Raw genomic sequence first — 24,691 nt, forward strand, 5'->3', positions numbered from 1 at the left:
TATACATGAACGTGAAATTTACTGTACTTGCGAGTATCATCGCACTTTCCTTAGGAACAATCGCATTCTTCTCCTCTAAAGAAACTTCTTATACATTATTGGATGCTTCCGATTTAGCTGCGAATACCACGAAATACGAACCGGACGATCTATTAAGAGTAAGAGGATTCGTAAAATTAGGTTCCTTGGTTCGAGAAGGAAAAACTGCCAAGTTTGTTCTCCAACTAAACGAAAAAGAAGTGCCAGTTTTTTTTACCGGAGCTACATTATTACCGGACGCATTTAAAGAAGGTACCAGAGCAAGAGTGGACGGAGTTTGGAAAAACGGAGTCCTCGTCGCCGATAAGGTAGAAGCAAAATGTGCCTCTAAATACGAAGCAGGTTATAAAGAAGAAGAACAATGAACGATTTAGGCGCAGTTTGTCTCATCTCCTCCTTCTCCATTTTATTATTTTCAATCATCCAAACAAGTTACGGAATTTTTAAAAACGATTCCAGGGCATTAGAATTAGGCCGTTATACTTTAATGGCCAATTTTGCGGTCATTCTTCTTGCCTTTATTGTGTTGGTTGTCCAACTAATGAGAACGGATCTATCCAACTATTACGTTGCGATGCATTCCAGTGAACATCTTCCTTTATTCTATAAGATGACTTCCGTTTGGTCGGGATCTTCCGGTTCACTTCTATTCTGGAACTTGCTACTCTCAGGATTTACATTCGTTGTTCTTTGGCAGACCAGAGATCTTTTGAATGAAAGAATTCCGGTAATGCATCTTTCTTTAGCAGTGATCGCATGCTTTTTCTCCTTTTTAGCGATCTTCTTTCCTGATGCACAACCTTTCCGTGAATTCCAACCTGCTGCAGTCGCTGGTAGAGGATTAAACCCGCTCTTACAACATTGGGCGATGATCATTCACCCCCCTATTTTGTATGTGGGTTATGTAAGCTTTGCGATTCCGTTCGCGATCGCTTCTTCTGCATTGATCACCGGCCAATTATCCGAGAACTGGTTCAGGTTCGTAAGAAGATGGAGCATCTTCTCTTGGTTCTTCTTAGGAACCGGAATACTATTAGGTTCCAAATGGGCTTACGAAGAATTGGGCTGGGGCGGTTATTGGGCCTGGGACCCTGTAGAAAACGCAAGTTTGATGCCTTGGCTTTTATCAACAGCATTCTTACATTCAATGATCATCCAAGAAAGAAGAGGAATGTTAAAATTTTGGAATATGCTTCTGATCATTCTAGCGTTCCATTTTTGCTTACTCGGGACTTGGATCACTCGAAGCGGAGTTTTAGAAGGACCGCACTCTTTCTCCAAATCCAGTATCGGAACTCCATTTATCGTTTTTATTGGCGTAAGTTTCTTCTTCTATCTCGGAATTTTAATATATAGAAAGGAAAAACTCAAACCGGAAAGAAACTTAGAAGCGATCACATCTAAAGAAGGAAGTTTCTTACTAAACAATTTCCTTTTAGTGATCGCGACACTTTCCATTCTATTGGGAGTATTCTCTCCTCTATTGTCCGGTGTAGAATATAAGGCCCCTTGGTTCAATTCTTGGGGAGTTCCAGCAGGGATCCTTCTCATTCTACTAATGGGAGCTGCTCCATTACTCGCATGGAGAAAAGGCGCCGACCAAATATTTTTCACTACATTATTAAAACCTCTGATTGCAGGCGTTATCGGAGCTGGGATCTATATCCTATATTATAGAAGCAACTTCTCTATCAGTGATTACAGCCTTGGCGATGTTGTAGGGGAAATTTACAGCGTTTTAACAGTAGGACTCGGGATCTTCACGATAGCCGGGATCGTACAAGAATATCATAATGGTATTCAAGCGAGAAGGTCCGCTATACAGGGAGAAAATTACTTCCAAGCCGGATTCAGAATGCTTCTGAAAAACAAAAGAAGATACGGCGGATATTTGGTTCACCTGTCCATGGTGATCTTGTTTATTGGTCTTGCAGGAAACGCATTCAAACAAAACACATCCGTAAAATTTTTCTATTTCTTAAGATTCTCTCCTACGAATGAGCTTATCTATACAAGTGACGATACTGCAATCTTAGGAGATTATACAATAGGTGCGACCACTCTTAAGATCAAACCGATCGTAAACGGAGATCCGGAAGCCGGGCTCAATCATAGAAACGTAATCGTTTCTCATGAGGCCACATTCGAAGTCAAAAAACAGCTGAAAAGTTTTGATACTATGGTGACAGAGAGAAGATACTATCCTCAAATCTCTCATTTGAGCGGAGACTTTGAGACACATATTCCTACCAGTGAACCTTCTATCTCTTCCACTCCTAAAGAAGATCTTTATATCCAATTGGGAGCAATAGAACATGCTGATCTTTCGGACGAGAATCCGGATCTTCCAGGAATGTTCTTGGACTTCTTCTTTACGAGAGATCCGGCGATCAAGGCTGCAAAATATCTGAAATTCCCGAACCAGATCGTAGCAAATCTAGAAGTCTGGGTCAATCCGATGGTAAAATTTATATGGGCAGGATCTTTGATGTTCTTCTTGTCCGGACTATTGATCCTATTGCCTATAGGAGAAGATAAAAAATGAAAGTTTTGATCTCTTCTAAAATATATAAGAAAATCCTAATTTCTCTTTTTGGATTTCTTATTTGGGCAAGTGCAATCAATGCGGATTCTACTTTCACGAATCTAACCGACCAGGAACAGATCCGCACTTTCCACAACGTGACCGAGAGAATTCGATGTATTTGTATCCCTTCTATTGCGATCAAAAGTTGTTCTTTCAATAACTGTACTGTTTCCGCAAAACTCAAACTTTTCATAGAAAACAGGATCAGAGCAGGAGAATCAGCGGATGTGATTGTGGACAAGATGATCCATGGCTTCGGTCAAGATGTGGTCTCAGATCCGATCATCGCAAAGTTTATCGAAACGGGTAACCAAGGAATGGCCCAAGGCGTTATCATGGGCTTCGGTCCGGATATTCTGGCAAAACCTGATTCTTCTTGGATCGATCTAAGCATTGCCGCTGCTGCAGCGTTCGGAATACTTTTGATCTATTTGTATCTCAAAAGAAGGACCGCTCCTAAAGCTGCTATCGCAACAGAATCGGAAAATCATTCTTCTTTCGATAAATACATCTCCGAAATAGAGGAGAAACAGAAATAATGGATTTTCTATTAATTTTCTTTTATATAGTTTTAGTCGCGATCGTCGCGGCGCCGTTCGTTTATGTGAGTATATTTGCAAAACATATCCCGTACGAAACTGATCCTAAAAGTTCCGAGTTATTTGATAGAAGGGACGTTCTTCTGGATAACTTGAAAGATCTGAAAATTGAATTCGATACGGGGAAATTGACCGAGACAGAATTCAAATCCATCTCTTCCGGTTTGGTAAAAGAATTAGAAGAACAAGATAAAAGGATTAGCCTAGGAACTCCAAGCTCAACTTATAAAACTGAAACTTCCGCCAAACCTCAACTTGGCGGAAAGTTCTGTCATAACTGTGGATTTAAAATAGAGATTTTCGGAGCAAAGTTTTGTCCTGAATGCGGGACAAAACTACAGGTCTGAACCGATTATTAAGAATGTCTTTTTTTAAGTTCTTCTACTATGTCGGAAAGAGAAAGTCCTCTTTCCACAAGAAGAACTTGCAAATGAAAAAGTAAGTCCGCAGATTCGTGAGTGAGTTCTTTTTTGTCCGCGTTTTTTGCCGCGATAATCACTTCTCCAGCTTCTTCCCCAACTTTTTTAAGGATTCGATCCACACCGCCTCGAAATAAGTCCGCAGTATAGGATTTTTCGGGAAGTTCTTCTTTTCTTTTTTTAAGGATTTGCTCTAACTGAAGCAGGAAGTCCATCGTTACCACCGGAGATACTTCGAATATCCGGACCTATTCTTGACGGTAAACAAAAAATTCCGTATTTCTGCGTTTCCTTAAAAACGAAACGGAGAAAAAAAGGTCGAAGAGATGAGACCAATGCTCCCTTTTTCAAAAATTCGATCCATCCTAATCTTGATCTGCCTCACACTCGCGTCCGAAATGAGCGCCGAGGTTTGGGAGACTTCTGTTGAGACAGCTTTTAATAAAGCGAAGAAGGAAGGCAGACCCATCTTTATAGACGTGTATGCAGATTGGTGCGGGTACTGCAAGACCCTTAAGAAGGAAATCTATCCTAAAAAAGAAGTGAAACAAGAATTGTCCAAGTTCGTACTTCTTTCTTTGGATGGGGACAGATTTCCCAACTTAAAGAAAAAATACGATGTAACAGGGTATCCTACTCTTCTCTTTTTAGATAAGAACGGAAGTCTCACGGAAAAGATCGCAGGAATGCCGGATCATAAAATGGTGATCAAAACCTTAAGGTCGGCCTATTCCAAAAGAGACAAAGAAGTTAGTCTGCTTGCCGACCTGGAAAAAGATCCGGAAAACAATCTTCTTCTTTTAAAAGTAGGAGAATATTACTTCGAAGCAAAAGAATACAAAAAAGCTGCGGACTACTTTTACAGATCATTTGCATCGGAAGATCCAAGAATGCCGGAAAATAAACATAAGGCATTATTCAATTTAGGACTTAGTTTTTCAGAATTAAAAAACTGGGAGAAAACGATCAAAACGTTTTCTTTATATTTGGACAAATTTCCAACCGGACATTCCAAAGCGGCACTGTATTACAGAGGGGGAGCTTATTCTTCTCTCGGCAAAAAAGCAGAAGCAAAAGAAGATCTGAAAAAAGCCCTGGAACTCAGCTCTGATCCCGAGGAAAAGAAAGAGATCCAGGACTTATTAAATCGGCTATAGTCGCTTCGCTCCTGAAGCCAGGCAAATCTTCCGTAATTTATGAATAAATCCGAAAAAGGCCTGACTATGACTAAACCGATTGTTTACCTATAGAGAAGTATTTGAATCCTTCTTTTTTCATATGATCCGGGCGATATTGGTTTCTACCGTCAAAGATGACGTGGCCTTTCATTAATTTTTTAATTCTGGAAAAATCAGGTTCTCTGAATTCTCTCCATTCGGTAAGAAGAAGAAGTGCATCTGCACCTTCCAACGCATCATACGCATCTTTAGCATATTCTATCTTGTCTTTGAAATAATATTCGGAAGTTTCTTTAGAGACTGGATCGAATGCCTTGATCTTAGCGCCTTCTTCATGCAATTTTAATAATAAAGGAATTGAAGGAGCCTCTCTCATATCGTCTGTGCCCGGCTTGAATGCGAGTCCCCAAACTGCTAGAGTCTTTCCTTTGATCTGACCTTTCCCGAAAAAGTCCTCTATCTTTGTATATAAACGGACCTTTTGATCTTCGTTCACTCTTTCTACTTCTCTAATAATACGAAGAGAAGAAGAAAAATTTTCAGAAGTGCGGATCAATGCGCGAACGTCTTTCGGAAAACAAGAACCACCGTAACCGATACCAGCATACAAGAATTGGCGACCGATCCTGGAATCGGTTCCCATTCCTTTTCTTACATCTTCGTAATCTGCACCTACGGTTTCACATAAGTTTGCGATCTCATTTGCGAATGAGATCTTGGTAGCTAAGAATGCGTTACATGCATATTTAGTCAGCTCCGCAGAAACAGTCCCCATTTTGATGATAGGATTTCCGTTCAATACGAATGGAGCGTAAAGTTGAGCAACTAGATTTCCAGCTCTTTCGCTGTCTGCGCCGATCACAACTCTTTCAGGTTTCATGAAGTCGTCGATCGCAGCACCTTCTTTCAAGAACTCCGGATTGGAAACAACGTCAAATTCGTGTTTGGTGTTTTTGGAAACAATTTCTTTTACTTTGGCAGCGGTTCCAACTGGAACGGTGGATTTATCTACGATTACCTTATAACCGTTGATTGATTTTCCGATCTGTTCTGCCACTGCAAACACAGCGCTTAAATCAGCAGATCCATCTTCGGATGTTGGAGTTCCTACAGCGATAAAAATGATTTCTGAGCCTTCTACACCTTCTTGGATAGAAGTACTGAAACCCAGTCGATTTTCCTTATGGTTGTTCAAAACCAACTCGGACAGACCAGGTTCATAAATAGGTATGATTCCTTTTTTCAAGTCCTCTATTTTTTTAGAGTCCTTATCCACGCAGATCACATGATTTCCATATTCCGCGAAGCAAGCTCCGGCCACAAGGCCCACATAGCCGCTTCCAATTACGCAAACTTTCATACGAAAACCAGAATCCTTTCAAAGAGGAGGCTGGGAAGGAATTTATCCGGAAAAATGCCCTTTTTTCGCCTCTACTTTGACCGGGATCCAAGCGGCGCCTTCAAATTTAGGAACATCCAATCTTTCCAATTCGAATTGAAGAACCCCATCCTTCCAAAGATAGGAACCTTCTGCATGACTTTCACCTGAATGTAATGCGATCCCCAATGAATATTTACCCGGAGAAAGATTCATAGGAAAACGAAAATCGATCCAAACCGGTTCCTTTGGTCTTAAATCTTTTTGGCGACCACCTATATGGAATGTATTCGTTCCGAAAACTCGGATCCCTCTATGATCGTCGATATGAAAACCTACAGTCAGATCTTCCAAAGAGGAACGGAATGTTGCCCCTACTCTTAATAAAACTTCTGCACCTACGGGCAGGACAGAAGGATTGGATTTGCCCGCGTATTGGATCTCCACATCTAAAGATTCCACCAAAGAATCCTTATCTTGGATCTTAGTATTTCCTTCCAAAGAAGAAGATGCAATAATCTGCATATATTCCCTAAAGCCGTCTATCGGATCTCCGTCGAATACCAATTTTCCTTTTTCTAAAACAATAAGTCGAGTGCAGACCGATTTTAAAAGTTCCAGGTCGTGGCTGACTATCAGGGTCAGAGTTCCTTCTTCTGAAAACTTACGGAACCTGTTTAAACTTTTCTGCTGGAAGCTGGCATCTCCTACGGCCAAGGCCTCGTCTACGATCAAGATATCCGGACGTTTTGCAGTCGCGAGTGCAAAACCCAATCTCATCGTCATTCCGGATGAATAATTTTTTAAAGGGCTTTTACGGAATTCAGACAAACCGGAAAAACGAAAAATTTCTTCCGAAGATTGGATCAACTCTTCAGGATCTAATCCCCAGACCAAACCGTTATAGTATAAGTTTTCTTCTCCGGAAAGTTCCGGATTAAAACCGACACCCAATTCTAAAATGGAACGGACAGTTCCCTTCTTATCCAATTTTCCGGAATCCGGTTTGGAAACTCCGGTTAGCAACTTTAGTAAGGTAGATTTTCCAGCGCCATTGCGGCCGATGATTCCGATCACTTCACCCTTCTCCGCAGAAAAAGAGATCCCATCGAGCGCTTTGTATTTTACATCTAAGCCGAAATAACCGAATGTCATCGCGCTTAAAAGCCGATTCCAAGGTTTGCTATAACCTTGGTAGGTCTTGGAAATATTCTCTATCCTGATCAAAGGTGATCCAACACTATCTGATTTAATTTGGTACGACTTAAAAGAAAGATCCCCAGGAAAATTCCAAGGAAGGGAAGAAAATCCAAAATCCCTGCTTGAGGAATATATCCGACTAACAATGCGGATCTAAAAACTTCTAAAGGAAAGAAGAATGGATTAAACACATTCAATTTTCCTAAAATACCTTTAGATTCATAAAGAATTGGCAATCCCCAGAACAAAAACTGGGTCAATAGTCTCACCAAAGGAGAAATATCTCTTAGAATGATATTCACACGAGCCAAATAACTTTGGAGACAGGCCAGAAATAATCCGGTGCAGAACATGGACAAAAAAGAAAGAGGTAAACTCCAAATCCCAAGCTTACCTGCCCAGGCCAAAAAGATAAATATAGGAATAGAAGTTACAAGCCAATGCAGCAAAAACTGCACAAATGGGATCCAAAGAAAAATTTCAGGACCAAGAGGAGATCTTTTGATCAACTGTCTATTATCTGTCAAAATTCCTGTGCCTCTGATCAGATATTCCTGAAGAGGTATCCAAAACAAAAGCCCGCTCAGTACATTAGAAAAATATTCTATGGAATTTTCGCCCTGGGATCTGATCCCGATAAAATAGAATACGATCGTATAGATCAGGATCAGACTTACGTTTTGTAGGAACATCCAGGCCAGGCCCAATGCGGAACCTGCGTACTGCAATGCATAATCCCTTCTTACAAGAACCGATAAAATCCTGAGATTACGCAAAAAAACAGAGAGGGGCACTCTATAACCTATGATTGGAATTTAAGAGGAGAAATAGATCAGTTCTCTTCTAGTCGAGTAGATTGTTTGCAGGAAAAGATCCCGTCAATTCCAAAAATCCAATGGTCTAAGAGCTCTACATCCAAATTGCCAAGCAGATCCTTTAAGTTGGTATAAACTTCCCAATCTTCTTGGCTAGGAAAACAGATCATACCGGGATGATTATGGGCCAGTATTGCTTGAGACGCCTCGTCATTCAGCACAATCCGGACCAAGTCTCTGGGAAGAACTCCCACTTCTTCCAAACTACCTTTAGAGACTATCTCTACTCTTAAAAGATCTCCTGCGGGAGAGATGGTAGCTAAAACAAAACATTCTCTTTTCAAAGGGGAGAATAAACCCTGCAGATAAGAAGAAAGTGTAGTCGGGTTATAACCCTTCATTCGGATCGATTTGTATTTTAGCCTTTTAGCGAGTTCTAAGGCGGCGAGTAAGGTGCTGATTTTTGCCTTACCCAAACCATTGATCTGAAAATTTCTAGGAATATTGGATGAGAGAAGTCCTCCCAGTCCTTGGGACTTTTTGAGAATATCTCGGCTGAGATCTTCGATAGGAAGGCCCCTGCTACCTTTGCCCAAAAGAACGGCAATCAGCTCCCAGTCTTCTAGATTGTCCGCATCGTTAAAGATACGAGATCTAGGATCCGGGCCTGAGCCCCAGCGCTCAGCCAAGTTTAAATTTTTCTCAGGTTCTTCTTGCTCAGCTCAGAAAGTGTTTCAGAGAACCAATTTCCGTCCTGGACCAAGTCCCCTTGGAAAGATTCTTCCAAATAATCCGCGAAGGTCTTAGAGTTCGGTTCAGAAGAACGAACTTTTTCCCTCCAATCGAATCCTGCTCCAGCGAGACCTTTACGGTTTCTCTCGTAAGCACCTGAATCTTGTAGAGATCGAATCATCATAACTTTCTCTCCCTCGTCTATCTTTAGACGACATAAATTGAATTTATTACACCAATAATCTACTAAACGGTTATTAATATACTATACGAATTTATAGTTACCGTCAAGCGTTTACCGTGTTTTTTTAGAGAAATTTCCGAACTTCTTGCCCGGCAGTTCCTCACTCACAAGATCCATTCTACCTTAGACCCGGACAAATCCTGAATTCGGATGGGTTTCAATTTGGAAAAAATACTCAAATTTCCTAAAAAACGCACTCGTCTCTCGCCTAATTTGACCCGTCTCGGAAATGAGGTTCCTATATTTAGTCTTCCTTCTTCTTCCCACCGCTTTTGTTTTTGGATCCGATAGAAACATACCTGCGGAGGTCTGGTTCCGTCCCTGGTGGAAAGATAGAGAAATATCCTTTTTTGGAATATTAGAAAAAGAAGAAGTTCCGCTTTCGGGAATTTCTCTCCAGCTCCCAGTCTCATTCGATCCTAAAGAAGAATATAGACTCTCCTATGTTCGTACGAGCCGAAACAAAGAAGGGAAATTTTTCGAAACAGTTTCCTTAGGTTACCAAGTAGCGCTAACTCACGATATAGGTCTCCGATTTAGATTCGGAGCGGGAGGTTATGAACCTTCTTCTTATTTTACTTCTCTTGGTCTCTATAATTCTAATCTAAGCTGGGATCTTTTTGGAAGAAAGAATGAAGAAGAAAATTCATTAGGGATCTTACTCAACTCTTCTCGCGATTCAGAATTTAGGATCGGTTTAGGTTTCGAAAGAATACGGAGTAGCCATTTAGATCCTGAAGATAGAATTTCCATCGCGGTCTACGGAAATTGGGAAGGACTTTTAGGACAAGTAGAAGGATTCGAATCAGAGAACGATCCAATCGAATTTGTCGGATTCGGATATTCTCCATTTTATAAAAAAGAAGAAAGCCTCAGATCTACAGTTGTATCAAAAGCACCTGTCGAAAGAACAAATATTTATCCTTCTCTTGAACCGGAAGAACTTTTGAAACTTGGATTTTCATTACAAGAATCCATTTCCATTTCTTCTTTTTCCAAAGGCCAAGCTGAAAAATTCGAAACTTATATAGGATCTTTTCCCGACTTAAAAAGAAGAAAAATTGAAAGATTAATACGGACCAAAAGGGGTTTTTAAATGAAAAGATCCCTTTTGGCGGTATTCTTTTTTTCGAATATTCTTTCTGCGGAAAGTATACCTTCACCTTTTTCCATGGGGGTTTCTTTTTCAGGATATGATTCCAGATATTATACAAAAAGACAAGAGACTGTTTGGCTTAGGGGAGAAGTATGTTTCAAAAATTTTGTTTTAGTCTATCCGGAAGGAGAATGTTCTAAACACAAAGTTTTTATAGAAAAAAGAGGAGAATCTTACTTAGGTTCTTATTTATTCGAGAATAAAAATATATATATTTCATACGGAAATCGATTCAGGCCCCTAAATCATTTTTTCTTTTTGAGAGAGAAGTTCGATTTTTCTTCCTTTTGGTTTTTAGAACAACCGACTGTAAGGACCGGCTTTTTAGGACTAAAATTTGGAGAAAGTGTATTAGGAACTTATTATGCAGAGAACTCTGCAGACAAACAGCCAGGGTTCTTCTTCAAACCGTATAAAAATTATCTAGAACTTGCATATTCTCCTCAGACGAAGGAAGGATTTTTACTTTTAGAATTCCCTTCTTCTGAAGAAAGAAAGTCAGAAAAGAAGCCATATTGGTTCAGAACTGAAATTTTCGGGACCAAAGACGATCCACAGGGAATTGTATCCGTTTCTTGGTCGGAAAGAGAAAAGGACAAAAGAATATTCGCTTCAGGATTCAAAGGAAGATCAGGACAATTATTCCAACTTTCAGAAAGAACAGACCCGGAAGAAAAAGCCCAACTATTCAGATTCATTTGGGAACCAGGTCCTTATAGAAGGTTACAATTCGCAGAATCGAGTCGATATTCTTCCGAAGGAAAAGAAATCTACTCTGCTCAATCCGTTTTAGGAAGGATGGAAATTTTAGAATTTCCTTGGTTCGCAATTTTAGCTCAAGGAAGAGCTTATTCTTTTTCGGATCATTCTTCTTGGGTTTTTGGAAAAGGTTTATATCTATCTTACCAAAAAAAGTTTTGGAGATGGGAAATAGGACAAGAATGGAGGAAGAACGGAGATAGACTCACTGAAGCGGGTCTACAAATTTCTGTAGGTAAAAACTGGAAGATCTACTCAAGCCTCATCTATGCGGAAGAGAAAAATTTACTTCCTGCATTTGCGGAAGAATCAATCACTCCGGAAGAAACTGGGTTAGTCGTAACTGATAAATCTTTTTATTCTTTTTTACGTATCTTTCATCCTTATTTTGCAATTCATATACGCCACACGAGAGAAAAGGAAGGAAAAGGTGACGGCTTAAGCATGAGATTTCAAGTGTATATTCCGCTTTTTGATTGAAAGCACCCGGCAAAAATAAAAAAGAGAAGCTGCCTTTTGACTGCTTCTCCCTTTACGAAAACATAAAGTTTAAGGTAAACTTTTAGTCCAATTTTACTCTCAACTCTTGGAGAATATGAATGAGGAAAGTCAAAATCCCGGAGAAGATATAAAGACAGATCAGTCCATAAACAAGCCAAGGCCAACGAGCAAATCCTACAAAGAACAATGCAATCAACGCTGCGCCAAGCATCAAACCTGCGCGTAATGGAGTCAGCTTAGAGCGAATTGCCACCTGAGGTTTTCCGTAACGAATATTAGAAACCATTAAAAAAGCGATCAGAATAAACAGAGGAATTCCTAACCAATGAGGAAGAGTATGATCTTTTCCTAAAAAGATCGGAAGAAATCCGATGGTAATTCCTGCAATCGGCGATGGTAATCCCGTAAAAGAAGAAGGGTCGTGAGCCACATTAAATCTTGCTAATCTATAAGCAGCACAAGCAGGAAAGATCGCTGCGATCAACATTCCGATTGGGAAAAGATCTTCTTTTCCGAAAACGTCAATCTTGTATTCTCCCAATACCATACTATAAAAAAGAAATCCGGGTGCGATCCCAAATGCGGTAAGGTCTGCAAGACTGTCCAGGTCTGCGCCGAGTTCGCTTGTTGCGTCCAAGGCCCTTGCAACCATTCCGTCCAATCCGTCGCAGATCGCCGCGAGTAAGATAAAAAATCCGGAGAGTATATAGGATTGAGGTCCGTTGCCTGTAGCCTCGGCAGCGATGAGTATTGAAACAAATCCCATACTCAAGTTCCCGAGGGTGATCATATTTGGAATCCAATGTATCCTGCGATTCATATATAGGTCTCCTGCCTTACCGGACTTACAGTGAAGTCCAAACTCTTAGAATATCCCTGCTTAAATAGATAATAACCGAGGGCGGCAACCATCGCGCCGTTATCTGTGCAGTAGATCTTTTTTTGGGGAGCAAAAAATTCCAGGGAATTTTTTTCTGCGAATTGAGATAATCTGTTACGAAGTGTAGAATTCGCCAAGACCCCTCCCCCCGCAACAATTCGTTTAATCCCTGTAATGGAAACTGCACGTTTTAGATTTCTTTCCACGAGCTCGAAGGCTGTCTTTTGAAAATGATAACATACTGCCTGAGTAGACAGTTGCGGTTGTTTTGCGATCAAATGAGAAACCGCAGTTTTTAAACCTGAAAAAGAAAACGCAACACGATCCTGCTCCAGATTTCTAAGCAAAGGTGGTAGAAGATCTTTTTCCTTGGATCCAGGAACATACTTAGATGCTTCCTTTTCGATTGGAGGTCCACCGGGATAAGGCAGAGATAATAAACCAGCCACCTTATCGAATGCTTCTCCCAAAGCGTCGTCCATCGTATCCCCCACTACTTCCATTTTACCGAAATGAGGGATCTTATAGATGGCGGAGTTCCCTCCGGAAAGTAGTAAGCCTAATACTGGAAAGACAGGCTCCACTTCTTCCAAATGTAAAACTGCAAAATGGGCCTGCAAATGACAAAGTGGAACAATAGGTGTTCCATAAACTGCATGAATGGATCTCGCGAGTTGTGCTCCAATCATAAGCGAACCAGTTAAACCCGGAGATCTAGTCACAGCCACGTAGTCCAGATCGGCAAGTTGAAGTTTAGATTCTTCCAATACTTCTGAAAGCAGAGGATTGATCTTTTCCAAATGAGCGCGGGAAGCAATCTCCGGAACGATCCCTCTAAAAGGTTTATGAAGATCTATCTGGCTGAAAATTTTGAGGGAAAGTAATTCTTTCCCATCTTTTACAATTGCTAGACTGGTTTCGTCACAGCTAGTCTCTATTCCAAGACCGATCATAGTTAAGATTTGGAAGAAAGTAGATCCACTGCTTTTTTCAATTGAGGATCCAATTCCAAATCGGTCATAGTTCTGTCTTTTTCGGCTTGAGTTTTATTTTTAAAAACTGCTCTGGCAACATCAGAACTAAGTTTGATCCCTTGTTCTTTGAGTGCCTTCTCGAAGTTCAAAAAATTCTGTTCATTGTATTCGGGAAATTTAGAAGCAAGTTGATCTAGTAGTTTTTTCTCGCTCATCTTTCTAAGATAAAAACGATCATCTTCATTAGGTTCTATTCCTTTCACAATCACGTCCGGTTGGATCCCTTTTCCATGAAGTGATTTGCCAGAAGGAGTGTAATACTTTTGAACTGTGAGTTTTACTGCCATTCCGAAAGATAATGGATAAACGATCTGTACGGAACCTTTTCCGAAAGAAGTAACTCCTACGATTTTTCCTCGCTTATGATCCTGAATCGCTCCGGCAAAAATTTCAGAAGCGGAAGCAGAACCTTCGTTTATCAACACAACTAAAGGTATGGTTGTGTATTTATCTCCCTTGCCTGTTGACTTGGAAACATCCGCAAGTTCTCCCCCTCTTCCTCTTACGGAAACTATATCCAATCCTTCCGGAAGAAAAATATCGGATAATGCAACAGATAAAGGTAATAAACCACCGGGATTCATTCTTAAATCCACGACGAGCCCTTCCGACTTTTTATCCGCGAGTAACTTCAGATGTTTTTTAAATTCTTCTAATGTGTTTTCACCCATGAACTGGTTCAAACGGAGATAACCTACTTTTTCTTTTTCGAAGAAGTAGGAACGAACATAACGTATCTTGATATTCTCCCTAACCAGAGTGAACTGCAGAGGTTCTTTGATATTTTTTCTTTCTACTTTGATGCTTACGGAACTTCCTGGCTTTCCACGCATCAGTTTAATCCCTTCTGCATAGCCCAGATTTGCTGTACTTTTTCCGTCTATTTCTATGATCCTATCTTGTGGCAAGATCCCCGCTTTCATCGCAGGAGTATCTTCGATAGGAGAAACTACTACTATGGCTCCATCGGTATAAGCCACTTCCATTCCGACTCCACCGAATGATCCACGAGTTTCTTCTCTCATCTGTCTATATTCTTCTTCTTCCAAAAAAGAAGAATGAGGATCTCCGAGAGATCCTAACATACCTTTGATCGCACCTAAAAATGCTTTTTCTTCGTCGACGGTTTCTACATAACCGTTTTGCATGAGTCCGAAAACTTCATGGAATAATTGCAGATATTTTTCGGCAGTTTCTGAAACCGCTTTTGCATGGACCGGGCGAAATACGAGTGTGGTAAATAGGATCAGAACCAAACTGGCCCATGCGAATCTTTCCTTATTCTTCATTTTTGCCGACCAATGCGAAGTAAGTCTTCGGATATTTGATTCGAATTTGTTCCATTACGGAATCCTTATCTAGTTGGTATCTTTCGCAGGCCGCTTCCAAAATTTCGGGATCCTTTCGAATGGTTTGTTCGGAAGCGTAATTCAATCTCTCCGCAAGGCGGGCCTCAGTCAGATATTCAAGGACTAGTTTTAAGTCCTTATCTCCGATCTCTTTTTTTCGGGAGGCACAATCGAATAGTAGAAGTAACAGGAAAAAGGTCGCGAATACGCGGAAAAAGGAAAGATAGTTCACTCTTTCAAAATCTTTCCTCTCTCAAGGGCTAATGTCAACTCCGAATTCCGGAGCGTTTATCAATAGGAACGGTAGAGACCGATCAACTTTCCTACGATGGTTACTTTTTTACTACGGATCGGTTTGTATTTTGGATTTCTAGCTTCCAAACGAATATGATCCGCTTCTTTAAAATACACTTTTAAAGTGGCTTCGTCCTCGATTAGTGCGACGACAATCTCTCCATTTCGAGCGATATCCTTTTTCTGGATAATCGCCACATCTCCGTCATTGATACCAGCTTCGATCATGGAATCACCTTGCACTTTCAGAGCGAAGGTAATCCCTTTAGAGGCCATCTCTTCCGGAACTGGGATATAAGCTTCTATATTTTCTTCGGCCAGGATGGGGAGTCCGGCGGCAACTCTACCTAAGAGTGGGATACTTGGGGTGGGAACTGGTAAACTTTCGAATGGACTTTGGCGGGTAAGCTCTATGGCTCTGGATTGGTTTTTGGAGGTCTTGAGGTATCCTTTTTTCTCAATGGCTTTTAGGTGATCATAAGCCCCTTTGGCAGTGATCCCGAACTCATCTCCAATCTCTCGGATCGTTGGCGGAAAGCCTCTTTCTTTGATCACATTGGTAATAAACTGTAAAACAGCGAGTTGCTTTTCCGTTAGATCTTTCATGCTTAACAAGTTATTAGTGAATAAATGTTGCGCAAGTACTTTTTTGGTGATATGGTTTTTAAATAAAAAGCCAAGGTTGGAGGGCAAAGTGACTGAAAAACAATTGCTCCATTTAAAGACTAATAGTAGTCTAAAAGTAGACTACTTTATGAAAAAAGTAAATCTAAGTGAAGCAAAGGCCCATTTGGGCGTTATTTAAAAGCCGCTAGCGCGGGCGAAAGAGTCGTCATATCTGAACGAAACCGCCCGATAGTGGAACTCGTCGCAATCTCAATGCCCAAGGCAAAAAAGCTGAAACCCGGGATCTTGGCCGGCAAATTCATCTTGCCTGATGATTTCAATTCCTCACTTGTAGAATTCGAATCCGATTTTTACGGGGAATAGTTTGAGAGTAGTTCTATTAGATATACAGAGATCCTTTTGATAGACTTCTTCTTTCCCATGCGATGGTAAACGGCTGGGAATTCGCTACTGGCGACGAGATACTAAAAAAATATCCGGTTAGAATATTATAAAATCTTAAAACTTAAGGAATTCGCTCTTTAACACGAAGGAACCCTTGGAGACAACTTCCGAGCCGTCAGGAAGTCCGCCTAAGATGATGATATCATCCTCTATCGTGTCCCCCACAATAACGTTAACCGCTTCGAAACTACCGTCTCCATGAGGAACGAATACAAAGGATTTTCCTTCTATCTCATGAACCGCTTCTAGAGGGACCATCTTACGTTTTCCTCCCCCAGCGCTCACTACAAGACCTGCAACTTTTGCGGTAACTGTCTGGCCAGGCTTTAATTTGTTTCCTTTGTTGGAGACCATGATCCTAAGTTTTGCGGTACGTTTTACGTTATCCAAAACTGTTCCTACATAACCAACTTTTCCTTGGATCTGGACAGCGCTATGTTCATCCCCGAGAGGAAAGATAGTTGCCTGTGCACCTTCTCTCACTCCACCCAAATCTTTTTCGTATACGTCGAGTAAGACCCAAAGATGATTTAGATTGGCGATTGTGAATAATTCTTCGTTACGAGTTACTTGTTGTCCTAGGATCGCTTTCCTTTCGGTAACTTCTCCGTTGATGGGGCTTCTGAGGATTAGGTTTGAGGAAACATAGATCCCTCTTTCAATACCTTCTATTTCGGAAGGGGTCAGACCGTAATTGTCCAACTTGATACGTGTGGTTTCCACTTCCGTTCTTGCAGTCTTATACTGCATTGTTGCGAACTCGTATTCCTTTGCAGAAGTAACTTTCATCTCGAAAAGTTCCTTAGCACGATCCGCTTGCATCTTTAATGCATCCAAAGATGCTCTTGCTTTTACATAAGCCGCTTCTACTTCTCCCAATTGGATAGAAGATAAAATTGCAAGAGGAGATCCTTGGCTAACCTTATCCCCTTCCTTAACCAAAACTTTTTTAATCCTGGCTTCGACCTGGGATCCAACCTTTGCCATACTTTCCGGATCGTAGGTGATCCTTCCAGGTAATGCTAATTCTTCAAATTGGGAAACTTCTTTCAAGCCAACATAAGTAAGAGGATGTCTTCTGATTACATCTTCTGGAACTGTGAATACGTTTTTGTTTTCTTCAGTGATCTTTTTTTCAGGCTTTTTTTTGGAGAAATATTTGAACCCAAAAAATGCGATCGTGATTCCCAAGGCTAAAACGATCAGAACTTTATATTTTTGGAATAATAGTTTCATTGTCATTCTCCCTTCGCCCTATTTGCCGAAGAAATTTCCGCGATTTTTCCGGTTGCGGCTTTGTAGTTTTCTACCGCGTTAAAATATAAATATAGTAGGTCGTAATATTCTCTGAGGATGGTGAGGTAGTTTTTTTCTGCTTGGAGGAAGGTTACTTGATCGGAGGCACCGCGGACATACGCAATCCTGGACTTCTCCTCCAATTGTTTGTTTTTCTGGAGAAGGTTGATCCTTTCATATTTGGTTAAGAGTTCTTCTCTTGCCAATAATTCTTTTTTAGCAGCTTCTATCTCTGCGATCACTTCTCTTTTTTTTGCATCTAAGGCCAGTTCGAACTTTCTATATTCTTCTTTTGCAGAATATACTTTTCCTTGTCCTCTATCGTTCAAAGGGATCGGGATAGAAGCGAATACTCCTCCGTAATTTTCCCCTCCTTTGACCCTCCATTCTCCACCTAACTGCAACCAGCCGAAGGACTCCCTTCTTTGCAGTTCTATGTTCATCTTCTTCTCTTGGAGTCTTTGTTCCAATGCGGTAAGATCAGGACGTTCTATCGAAGGGAAGTCCTCTTTTAGGTGGAGGCCCATTTCTTCCAAAGGTCTGAACTTCATTGAGTCCACTTTAAATGCGAATACACCTTCTTCTTCAGATAAACCGGAAAGGATACGTAGATCTTTTTCGATAGATTGTCTACGAACGATCGCGTCACGGTAGAATTTTTCGACCTGTATCCTTTCTAGCTCCAGACGTTCGAATTCTAAAGGAGAGATATCTCCCTTCTGCACTCTAAACTTTGTGAGTTCTAAAAGGTCGCTATAGTTTTCATAGAATTCTTTGTTTGTATCTACAAGAAGTGTAAGAAAGACGAATGCCCAATAATTTTGGCGAAGCCTCATCCGGAAGATACGATCGAAATTTCGGAAATCTTGTATGGAAGCTTCGAATCCTTTTTTGGCGACTCTTGTTCTAAGAGGTACGACTCCATACACGTCCACCTCTTGGTACATTCCTGGTGCAGTTTCCGGACTTCCCCCTTGGGAGTTAGGAGTTCCACCAATGAACTGCTGTTGGAATTGAACGACCGGATTTCGATATAAGGAGGCAGTGATCACCCGTCCTCTTTCGATCCCCATATTTTGTTTTTCAGATAAATACAGCGGGTTATTGGAGATCGCATATTCAGTTAAACGATCCACGTCCCAGTCGATGACCTTACCAGCAATCGGAGTAGTTGTTGTAGAAGTGCTAGTAGTCGGAGTGATATTTTGGTTCGGTTTATTAAACGTGCTTCCCTTTCTATCTTCGCTAGTCGTTTCGAAAGGAATCGTTTCAGGAAAAACAAGCGTCCCAAAAGGAAATATAAATGCAGAAGCTGCAAAAATAGAAAGAAGGATCCAACTTCTATTCTTTTTGTAGGAAGTTTTATCGAGTAGATCTTGTTCGTGTCCCGATTGGAAGTCTCGCATCTCTTTCCTTATGGCTATTTCAATACCAAGCCCTGGTACCGCAAGTCCGTTTGCCTTTTTAGAAGGTTTCATTTTAGAAAAGCCGGAATAAGTACCATTTCCCGTCCTGCTTTATGAAATATGGATTGATCAGTTCCCTTTCTAGTTTCTGGTTCTCTTTAAATTTGAGTTTTAACTCGCAAGCGTTCTTGCTCTCGTAATAAAAATCGACCTCGACCCCACCGGAAGAAAGTAACAAATCACGGACCGTTCTAACTTCTTTGGAGTTTTTCTGTTTTTCTAATAGTTCTCTATCGAAGAAGTATATGCGAAAATAATTATCTGCGCTGGAAAGCTCTTGGATGAGTTGTTCTCTGGTCCAATTCCCTTTTATGTCCAGATAGATCCCATCTTTCTTGGATACGATCTCTGGTAAAAAATTCAGATCTTTTGAGATCGTTCCGGAAACAAGTCGTTGTACTAATTTTAGGATCTCTTCCGTGTCCTTGGAATGTTCTCCCGTGTGTCCCGCTAAAAAGACTTTTCCTTGAGTGACAGTTGGAGGGATTTCGGGACTTCGCTTAGCAGAAAGAGGAGATTCTCCTCCTGTAATGCAAGAAATTTGTAATAATATTAGAAGTAATAATCCTCTGAACAAAACAGATCCGTAGAAAGATAGATGGAACATGTATAGGACCCCTGCTAAGACTGAAAGTTCCCTTTAACCTTGGGATTTCAGCGCCTTTTTTAAAAGTTCTTCTAAGTCTCTTCCATAAAGAACGGAGAGTCTGGACGGATTATCCGCCAAAAATCTGCGAGCACCTTCAGTGAAGTCCGCATCTCCTATAATAAATGCCTTGTCTAGTCCTAGATCTTTTACCTGGCCCAAGGTATCTCTTAAGAATATATCCGAAATTTTGGCGTCCTTCCATTTTCTGAATTTAAATAGAGCCCTTGTTTCCTTGTCCGTTTTATTCAGACCTTGGAAATTTACCCCATCGCCTTCTTTGTTCGGGATCTCTCTACTCACCGTGTAATTCAGGGCCAGAACTACTTTTACACATAAGTTTTTAAAATCCACGCCCTTTAAGGATCGATAATGATCCATTGCGCTGATCCCGATCTTATTCACATCGATTACGATCTTATTCCCTTCTTCGTCTATGATCCCTTTGATATGGAAGGATTTGGAAGATTTTAAACCGGAGATCTCATAATAACGTTCTACCGGAAATAATTCTGTGAATAATTTTCCGAGTTCTTGCTCAGGCAGAAATCCACTCTTAGAAACTTTTCCGAGTTCCAATCTTTTCGTTTCTACTTGGTATTTATAATTTGCAAGTTCTATGATACGATCATCATCGACTCTTTCGGATTCCGCTTCTATCAGATATTCGCTGGCATCTTCCAACCTTCCCATGTTAACGGCGACAAGAGCAAAGTGGAAATCCGAGTCTATCATCTCCTGTTTCCATCCGTTATTCCTTGCGATCTCCATACAAAGTCTGGCGTGTTTTAAAGCTTCATTCCAATTTTCTTTGAGTATAAATTCCAACATAATAAATTGGAATAATGTGTAGCGAACATATTCATCTGTGACTACATCTACCACAGAGTTTGCGACACGGATCGCCTCATCATGTTCTCCGGCTCTAGACAAAGAGATTGCGTATAAAAATCCACCTACGGAAGAAGTTGGATCTTCTTCGAATGCTTTTTTGAAATAAGTTTTCGGATCTCCTTTTCTCAAGATCCCTGCGATCACACCTTTTCCCAAAAGTAAAGCAGGCATTTTGATATTCTCATCCGGGATCCTAGAAAGGAATTTATCTGCGATCCCGAATTCTTTTTGACCGATTGCCATAAAACCGATCCGAATACAAGCTTCTAGATTATTAGGGTCAACGGAAAGAGTATCCGAGTAATGGAATACCGCTTCTTCATATAGATCTTGTTGGTAATATATATCTGCGATCCGATTAGAAACTGCTACTTCCGAAATTTCCTTATCGAAGTTCCCGATCTTTTTGATCTTATCTAAATGTTTCGCTTCGTTATTATAATCACCTTCCATGGCATAAATTTTCGCCATGATAAAATGAGCCCTAGTGTTAGATGGATTGGAATCTAGAATGTCTCGGATGAGGATCCGAGAGTCTACGTAATTTCCCATAGCCGCCAAAGCTAGAGCCTTCTCAAACGAATCCTTTTTGGATTGAATGAGAAAAGAACCTGCCGCGACGATCAGGATGATTCCAGCTGCTACGAGAATTACAAAGATCATTTTTCGGAATTTCTGCTATTAACTAAATAAATGTTGGATAAAATCAAACGTTTTCAATATCCTGCTACCGATGGGAAGAATCACTTACCTGAGGTTTGCATTTTCCCTTTTTCTCCGGGACTGGATCACCAGTGTATTGCACGTCGTATTCTCGACGTTTTTCGCCTACGGATTTCTATTCGGATTTTTTTCCCTTCGTACGGAAAAAAGACCCACGGACGTTTATAGTATCGATCTATTTCTGAATTCTCCGTACTTGGTTTTATCTCTTTGTGGCCTTGCTTTAATTTTTATGAGCATAGTTCGGGTGATGACTCGCTCCGGGGATAACGGAATTATGATGGCGGTAGGAGGGAATAGACAGGGGGTCGTGCTCCTACAAACCGTCGAACTTTGGATCATCCACGGGATCGGGTTCTTATTCTCCTTAATTTTAAGCGTTTTTATCCCTATCGGAAAGTCCGAATTGGTCTCTCCTCTGGACTATATCGGGAGCTTAGGCTCCGAAGCCATTCTAATCGGCGGAGTCAGCGCATTTATAGCCTATCTATACACCTTAGTTGATCCTTACAGATCGATCCGGAGGGGAAAATGATCCTTAGGATTAATAATCTCTCCAGGCATTACGGTTCCACCAAGGCAGTTAACGGGATCTCGTTCGATATCAACCAATCCGACTATGTCGCGATTGTAGGGCCTTCCGGTTCCGGGAAAACCACACTACTTTCCATGATCACCGGTATGTTGTCCAGCAGCTCCGGAGAAATTTACTTCGATACATTAAAACTTTCCTCCATGACCAAAGGGGAACTCGCCAGGTTTAGGGCAAAAAATATAGGATTGATCTTCCAATTTTCCGAACTAGTTTCTCATCTAAATGTAGAAGAGAATATTCTTTTACCGGCATTGCTCGTAGGAAAATTCGAGGAACAGGAATACAGAGAAAAATGCGAGTATCTTATCTCAAGCTTGAATCTTCATACGATACGAAACCAACTTCCAAGTAGTCTTTCCGGTGGGCAAATCCAAATGACTGCGATCGCAAGGGCACTCATCAATGAGCCTGAGATACTTCTTGCGGATGAACCTTCCGGTGACTTGGATCCAGAAAACAGCGAATTAGTACGTAAACTTCTCTCCGATTTTAATTCCAGAGGACTCACGATCCTGCTCGTGACCCATGATATGAATCTTGCATTCGATGCTAAGACGATCTACGAAATGAGAGAAGGAAATTTTACCAGAGTCGTTAAATGAGTTCTATTATAGGCGTGGATATCGGCGCCCAAAGTATTAAAGCCTGTCTTACGGATCAGTCCGGTAAAATTTTTTCGCATTCCGATCGAAAGACCGGACCGGAAATGGATTCTAAACATTTTTTGTCATCATTGGAGGAACAGATCTCCAAACTCATCTCGGACTCTAAAGATCCAGTGAAAGGTATTGGACTCGGAAGTCCCGGTCCAATAGATAAAGAAAATGGAATATTGATCTCTTCCGCAAATCTTCCCTTATTAAAAAATGTTCTCTTAGTTGATTTCTTAAAGAAGAAGTTTAACATTCCTGTTTATTACGATAACGATGCAAACTGCGCGGCACTAGGAGAGTATTGGTTCGGAGAAGGTAAAGCTTCCCCCAATCTGATCGTTATCACGTTAGGGACCGGACTAGGCGGAGGATGGGTTTTCGAAGGAAAATTATTCGACGGTTATCTTGGAAATTCTATGGAAGTAGGACATACTACAATTCATCCAGGTGGCGCGCTTTGCGGCTGCGGGCAAAGAGGATGTGCGGAAGCCTACTTCAGTGCCAGCGGATTCTCTTCCAGATTTTTAGAAAAGACAGGATCCAAACTTTCGGACGTCGAAACTCTATTCGATCTTGCTTCCAAACATCACAAAGAAGCAAACGAGATCGTAGAAGAAGGAATAGAAAGTTTAGCCCAACTCATTCGGAACCTAATCCATCTACTCAATCCTGAGCATATCGTATTGTCGGGAGGGATAGCTAAGTCCTATTCCTTTTTCGGAAAACGACTTGAAAACAGAGTGAAAGAAATCATATTTCCAATATTCAAAGAATACGTAAAGATCGTTCCAGGAAAATCGGTCACCGGCGCCCTGGGAGCAGCAAGTTTATGTTTGGACAATAAAACATGACAGATTCGTGTATATTTTGTAAACTTATCAATAAAGAGATCCCAGCTAAGATCATTTTCGAGGATGAAAATCTATTAGCTTTTCATGATATTTCTCCGCAGGCTCCCACTCATTTTCTGGTCATTCCTAAAAAACATATAGTGGATATAGACAAAACTAACGCAGAGGACAAAGCACTTCTCGGAGAAATTTTATACAGAGCCACTGAAATCGCAAGGTCTCTCGGACTCAATCAAGAAGGTTTCCGTATTGTGAATAATATGGGGTTACTCGGCGGCCAAACAGTATTTCATCTTCATTTCCATATACTTGGCGGAAGACAAATGAAATGGCCTCCGGGTTGATCTGGAACGAGGATCTATTTTGAAAAAGTTATTACTCGGTTTCGGGATCAGTGCTTTATCTCTAGGTTTTCTATTTTGGAACCTGGATCTTTCCGGTTTTACTTCTATTTTAGAAAGATGGAAACCTATCTTCTTAGTTCCATTCTTCTTCGCGATTCTTTGGGGATTACTTCTATTCTCATGGAGATGGTATTTACTCTTAAACAAAAAAGTTCCTTTCAGAACCGCTCTTCTCTCAGCTTATATCGGAGTAGGAGCGAATCAATTTTTACCCGCAAGAGGAGGAGATATCTTTCGTCTATATCTCTGCAAAAAGGGAGAGAATATCGGTTACGGAAGTTTAGTAAGCGGGATTTTTTTAGAAAAGGTCCTGGACTTCTCCTTTATATTCTGCGCCGGTCTCGGCGCTCTATTTATTTTAGGAGTCAACGGATCCGAAACCAAAATCCTATTTCCTTTACTCGGAATATTAGGGATCTTTTCTGCACTCGTAATTGTACGTTTATTTCACAAACGCCTGATCGCTTTGGGAGAATTTTTATTCTCTAAAATAGGAAAGAAGAACTTCTTTTCCGAAAAGCTCGCTCCCCAAGTCGCCGAATTGGGAAGTTTTTTAACTTTTCGTAATGTTTCCAGTTATGGAATTCTGACTGCCTGCACTTGGCTTTTAGGATATGCGATCCATTATACCCTTTTGCAATACTTAGTCGGGATCCATTTAAGTCCTTTAGAAACCGTATTTATCATGTTCTGCGGAGCCGTCGGAGTAATGGTACCTTCTGCACCATCCGGAGCAGGAGTATATCATGCTTCGATCACATCAGGATTTGTTCTTTTAGGTAGAGAAAGTTCAGAAGGTTTGGTGTACGCAACCACAGTCCATTTAGGACAGATGACTGCGCTCGGGATCTTAACGGCCATACTTTACGTGTATTGGTCTTTTACTGAAAAAGAAAAGGCCCAAATAAAACCGTAGCCGTTTTTCTTG

General features: G+C 40.9%; 27 protein-coding genes and 1 pseudogene. 13 read left to right on the plus strand and 15 right to left on the minus strand.

Features of this window, described 5'->3' with window-relative positions:
* The first annotated feature begins 5 nt into the window (after nucleotides 1-5).
* The 4 genes from CH352_RS15160 to CH352_RS15175 are packed head-to-tail and all read left to right on the plus strand — an operon-like array spanning nucleotide 6 to nucleotide 3,572.
* Nucleotides 6-404, plus strand: a complete 399-nt coding sequence (locus tag CH352_RS15160; protein ID WP_100706701.1) for a cytochrome c maturation protein CcmE domain-containing protein — start codon at nucleotides 6-8, stop codon at nucleotides 402-404.
* Nucleotides 401-2,584 carry a heme lyase CcmF/NrfE family subunit gene (locus tag CH352_RS15165; RefSeq protein WP_100706700.1) on the plus strand — a complete coding sequence of 728 codons (2,184 nt, stop codon included), beginning with the start codon at nucleotides 401-403 and terminating at the stop codon, nucleotides 2,582-2,584. The genes CH352_RS15160 and CH352_RS15165 overlap by 4 nt, the downstream gene beginning before the upstream one ends.
* Complete coding sequence (locus CH352_RS15170; protein ID WP_100706699.1) at nucleotides 2,581-3,165, plus strand: cytochrome c-type biogenesis protein CcmH; 585 nt, start codon at nucleotides 2,581-2,583, stop codon at nucleotides 3,163-3,165. The genes CH352_RS15165 and CH352_RS15170 overlap by 4 nt, the downstream gene beginning before the upstream one ends.
* Entirely contained in the window at nucleotides 3,165-3,572 is a 408-nt protein-coding gene (locus tag CH352_RS15175) for a zinc ribbon domain-containing protein (RefSeq protein ID WP_100706698.1), read from the plus strand. The genes CH352_RS15170 and CH352_RS15175 overlap by 1 nt, the downstream gene beginning before the upstream one ends.
* 8 nt (nucleotides 3,573-3,580) lie before the next feature.
* Here the strand turns inward: CH352_RS15175 and hisE are convergent, their stop codons facing one another.
* Nucleotides 3,581-3,859, minus strand: coding sequence for a phosphoribosyl-ATP diphosphatase (gene hisE / locus CH352_RS15180; RefSeq protein ID WP_008593771.1), 279 nt, complete (start codon nucleotides 3,857-3,859; stop codon nucleotides 3,581-3,583).
* A 120-nt stretch (nucleotides 3,860-3,979) separates the two neighbouring features.
* Between hisE and CH352_RS15185 the strand changes: the two genes are divergently transcribed.
* Nucleotides 3,980-4,801, plus strand: coding sequence for a thioredoxin family protein (locus tag CH352_RS15185; RefSeq protein ID WP_100706697.1), 822 nt, complete (start codon nucleotides 3,980-3,982; stop codon nucleotides 4,799-4,801).
* A gap of 70 nt (nucleotides 4,802-4,871) precedes the next feature.
* On the opposite strand, the gene CH352_RS15190 is transcribed toward CH352_RS15185, so the two are convergent.
* The 5 genes from CH352_RS15190 to CH352_RS15210 are packed head-to-tail and all read right to left on the minus strand — an operon-like array spanning nucleotide 4,872 to nucleotide 9,131.
* Entirely contained in the window at nucleotides 4,872-6,182 is a 1,311-nt protein-coding gene (locus tag CH352_RS15190; protein WP_100706696.1) for a UDP-glucose dehydrogenase family protein, read from the minus strand.
* A gap of 42 nt (nucleotides 6,183-6,224) precedes the next feature.
* Complete coding sequence (locus CH352_RS15195; RefSeq protein WP_100706695.1) at nucleotides 6,225-7,427, minus strand: ABC transporter ATP-binding protein; 1,203 nt, start codon at nucleotides 7,425-7,427, stop codon at nucleotides 6,225-6,227.
* The gene (locus CH352_RS15200; RefSeq protein ID WP_423789701.1) at nucleotides 7,424-8,176 is read right to left on the minus strand and encodes an ABC transporter permease; all 753 of its coding nucleotides are present in this window, start codon (nucleotides 8,174-8,176) and stop codon (nucleotides 7,424-7,426) included. The genes CH352_RS15195 and CH352_RS15200 overlap by 4 nt, the downstream gene beginning before the upstream one ends.
* A 56-nt stretch (nucleotides 8,177-8,232) precedes the next feature.
* Entirely contained in the window at nucleotides 8,233-8,904 is a 672-nt protein-coding gene (locus CH352_RS15205; RefSeq protein WP_100706693.1) for a JAB domain-containing protein, read from the minus strand.
* Nucleotides 8,905-8,906: 2 nt separating this feature from the next.
* Nucleotides 8,907-9,131, minus strand: a complete 225-nt coding sequence (locus CH352_RS15210; protein ID WP_010515858.1) for an LIC12298 family protein — start codon at nucleotides 9,129-9,131, stop codon at nucleotides 8,907-8,909.
* A gap of 289 nt (nucleotides 9,132-9,420) precedes the next feature.
* Between CH352_RS15210 and CH352_RS15215 the strand changes: the two genes are divergently transcribed.
* Complete coding sequence (locus tag CH352_RS15215) at nucleotides 9,421-10,287, plus strand: hypothetical protein (RefSeq protein WP_100706692.1); 867 nt, start codon at nucleotides 9,421-9,423, stop codon at nucleotides 10,285-10,287.
* Entirely contained in the window at nucleotides 10,288-11,586 is a 1,299-nt protein-coding gene (locus CH352_RS15220; RefSeq protein WP_100706691.1) for a hypothetical protein, read from the plus strand.
* Nucleotides 11,587-11,668: 82 nt separating this feature from the next.
* Here CH352_RS15220 and pssA read toward each other — a convergent pair whose 3' ends face one another.
* Genes pssA through lexA form a run of 5 tightly spaced genes read right to left on the minus strand, consistent with a single transcriptional unit; the run spans nucleotide 11,669 to nucleotide 15,770 of the window.
* The gene (pssA, locus tag CH352_RS15225) at nucleotides 11,669-12,427 is read right to left on the minus strand and encodes a CDP-diacylglycerol--serine O-phosphatidyltransferase (protein ID WP_100706690.1); all 759 of its coding nucleotides are present in this window, start codon (nucleotides 12,425-12,427) and stop codon (nucleotides 11,669-11,671) included.
* Nucleotides 12,424-13,440 carry a tRNA (adenosine(37)-N6)-threonylcarbamoyltransferase complex transferase subunit TsaD gene (gene tsaD / locus CH352_RS15230; protein WP_100706689.1) on the minus strand — a complete coding sequence of 339 codons (1,017 nt, stop codon included), beginning with the start codon at nucleotides 13,438-13,440 and terminating at the stop codon, nucleotides 12,424-12,426. Before tsaD ends, pssA begins: the two co-directional genes overlap by 4 nt.
* Before the next feature lie 2 nt (nucleotides 13,441-13,442).
* On the minus strand, nucleotides 13,443-14,810 hold the full coding sequence (locus CH352_RS15235) for a S41 family peptidase (RefSeq protein WP_100706688.1): 1,368 nt from the start codon (nucleotides 14,808-14,810) through the stop codon (nucleotides 13,443-13,445).
* Nucleotides 14,800-15,102 carry an LA_1448 family UV-C exposure upregulated protein gene (locus CH352_RS15240; RefSeq protein ID WP_100706687.1) on the minus strand — a complete coding sequence of 101 codons (303 nt, stop codon included), beginning with the start codon at nucleotides 15,100-15,102 and terminating at the stop codon, nucleotides 14,800-14,802. The genes CH352_RS15235 and CH352_RS15240 overlap by 11 nt, the downstream gene beginning before the upstream one ends.
* Before the next feature lie 59 nt (nucleotides 15,103-15,161).
* The gene (lexA, locus tag CH352_RS15245; protein WP_086446331.1) at nucleotides 15,162-15,770 is read right to left on the minus strand and encodes a transcriptional repressor LexA; all 609 of its coding nucleotides are present in this window, start codon (nucleotides 15,768-15,770) and stop codon (nucleotides 15,162-15,164) included.
* 225 nt (nucleotides 15,771-15,995) lie between these two features.
* Here lexA and CH352_RS19175 point away from each other — a divergent pair.
* A pseudogene (locus CH352_RS19175) lies at nucleotides 15,996-16,154 on the plus strand (type II toxin-antitoxin system Phd/YefM family antitoxin); the annotation flags it as partial.
* 135 nt (nucleotides 16,155-16,289) lie between these two features.
* Here the strand turns inward: CH352_RS19175 and CH352_RS15260 are convergent.
* The 4 genes from CH352_RS15260 to CH352_RS15275 form a co-directional block, all read right to left on the minus strand.
* A complete protein-coding gene (locus CH352_RS15260) occupies nucleotides 16,290-17,471 on the minus strand; it encodes an efflux RND transporter periplasmic adaptor subunit (protein WP_100706686.1) in 1,182 nt (393 codons plus the stop codon).
* A 2-nt stretch (nucleotides 17,472-17,473) separates the two neighbouring features.
* Entirely contained in the window at nucleotides 17,474-18,865 is a 1,392-nt protein-coding gene (locus CH352_RS15265) for a TolC family protein (RefSeq protein ID WP_423789700.1), read from the minus strand.
* Nucleotides 18,866-19,010: 145 nt separating this feature from the next.
* Complete coding sequence (locus tag CH352_RS15270; protein ID WP_100706685.1) at nucleotides 19,011-19,604, minus strand: hypothetical protein; 594 nt, start codon at nucleotides 19,602-19,604, stop codon at nucleotides 19,011-19,013.
* A 33-nt stretch (nucleotides 19,605-19,637) separates the two neighbouring features.
* Nucleotides 19,638-21,200 carry a tetratricopeptide repeat protein gene (locus CH352_RS15275; protein ID WP_100706684.1) on the minus strand — a complete coding sequence of 521 codons (1,563 nt, stop codon included), beginning with the start codon at nucleotides 21,198-21,200 and terminating at the stop codon, nucleotides 19,638-19,640.
* 292 nt (nucleotides 21,201-21,492) lie between these two features.
* Here CH352_RS15275 and CH352_RS19180 point away from each other — a divergent pair, with 292 nt between their 5' ends.
* The 5 genes from CH352_RS19180 to CH352_RS15300 are packed head-to-tail and all read left to right on the plus strand — an operon-like array spanning nucleotide 21,493 to nucleotide 24,679.
* Entirely contained in the window at nucleotides 21,493-21,795 is a 303-nt protein-coding gene (locus CH352_RS19180) for a hypothetical protein (RefSeq protein ID WP_243396318.1), read from the plus strand.
* Nucleotides 21,792-22,457: an ABC transporter ATP-binding protein gene (locus tag CH352_RS15285; protein ID WP_100706682.1), complete on the plus strand. Its 666-nt coding sequence runs from the start codon at nucleotides 21,792-21,794 to the stop codon at nucleotides 22,455-22,457. Before CH352_RS19180 ends, CH352_RS15285 begins: the two co-directional genes overlap by 4 nt.
* Nucleotides 22,454-23,359, plus strand: a complete 906-nt coding sequence (locus tag CH352_RS15290; protein ID WP_100706681.1) for an ROK family protein — start codon at nucleotides 22,454-22,456, stop codon at nucleotides 23,357-23,359. The genes CH352_RS15285 and CH352_RS15290 overlap by 4 nt, the downstream gene beginning before the upstream one ends.
* Nucleotides 23,356-23,703 (plus strand): histidine triad nucleotide-binding protein, encoded by a 348-nt coding sequence (locus CH352_RS15295; RefSeq protein ID WP_100706680.1) that lies wholly within the window; start codon nucleotides 23,356-23,358, stop codon nucleotides 23,701-23,703. Before CH352_RS15290 ends, CH352_RS15295 begins: the two co-directional genes overlap by 4 nt.
* Before the next feature lie 19 nt (nucleotides 23,704-23,722).
* On the plus strand, nucleotides 23,723-24,679 hold the full coding sequence (locus CH352_RS15300) for a lysylphosphatidylglycerol synthase transmembrane domain-containing protein (protein ID WP_100706679.1): 957 nt from the start codon (nucleotides 23,723-23,725) through the stop codon (nucleotides 24,677-24,679).
* The last annotated feature ends 12 nt before the right edge of the window (nucleotides 24,680-24,691 follow it).

Source organism: Leptospira hartskeerlii, from assembly GCF_002811475.1.
In the GTDB taxonomy this organism is placed as follows: domain Bacteria; phylum Spirochaetota; class Leptospiria; order Leptospirales; family Leptospiraceae; genus Leptospira_B; species Leptospira_B hartskeerlii.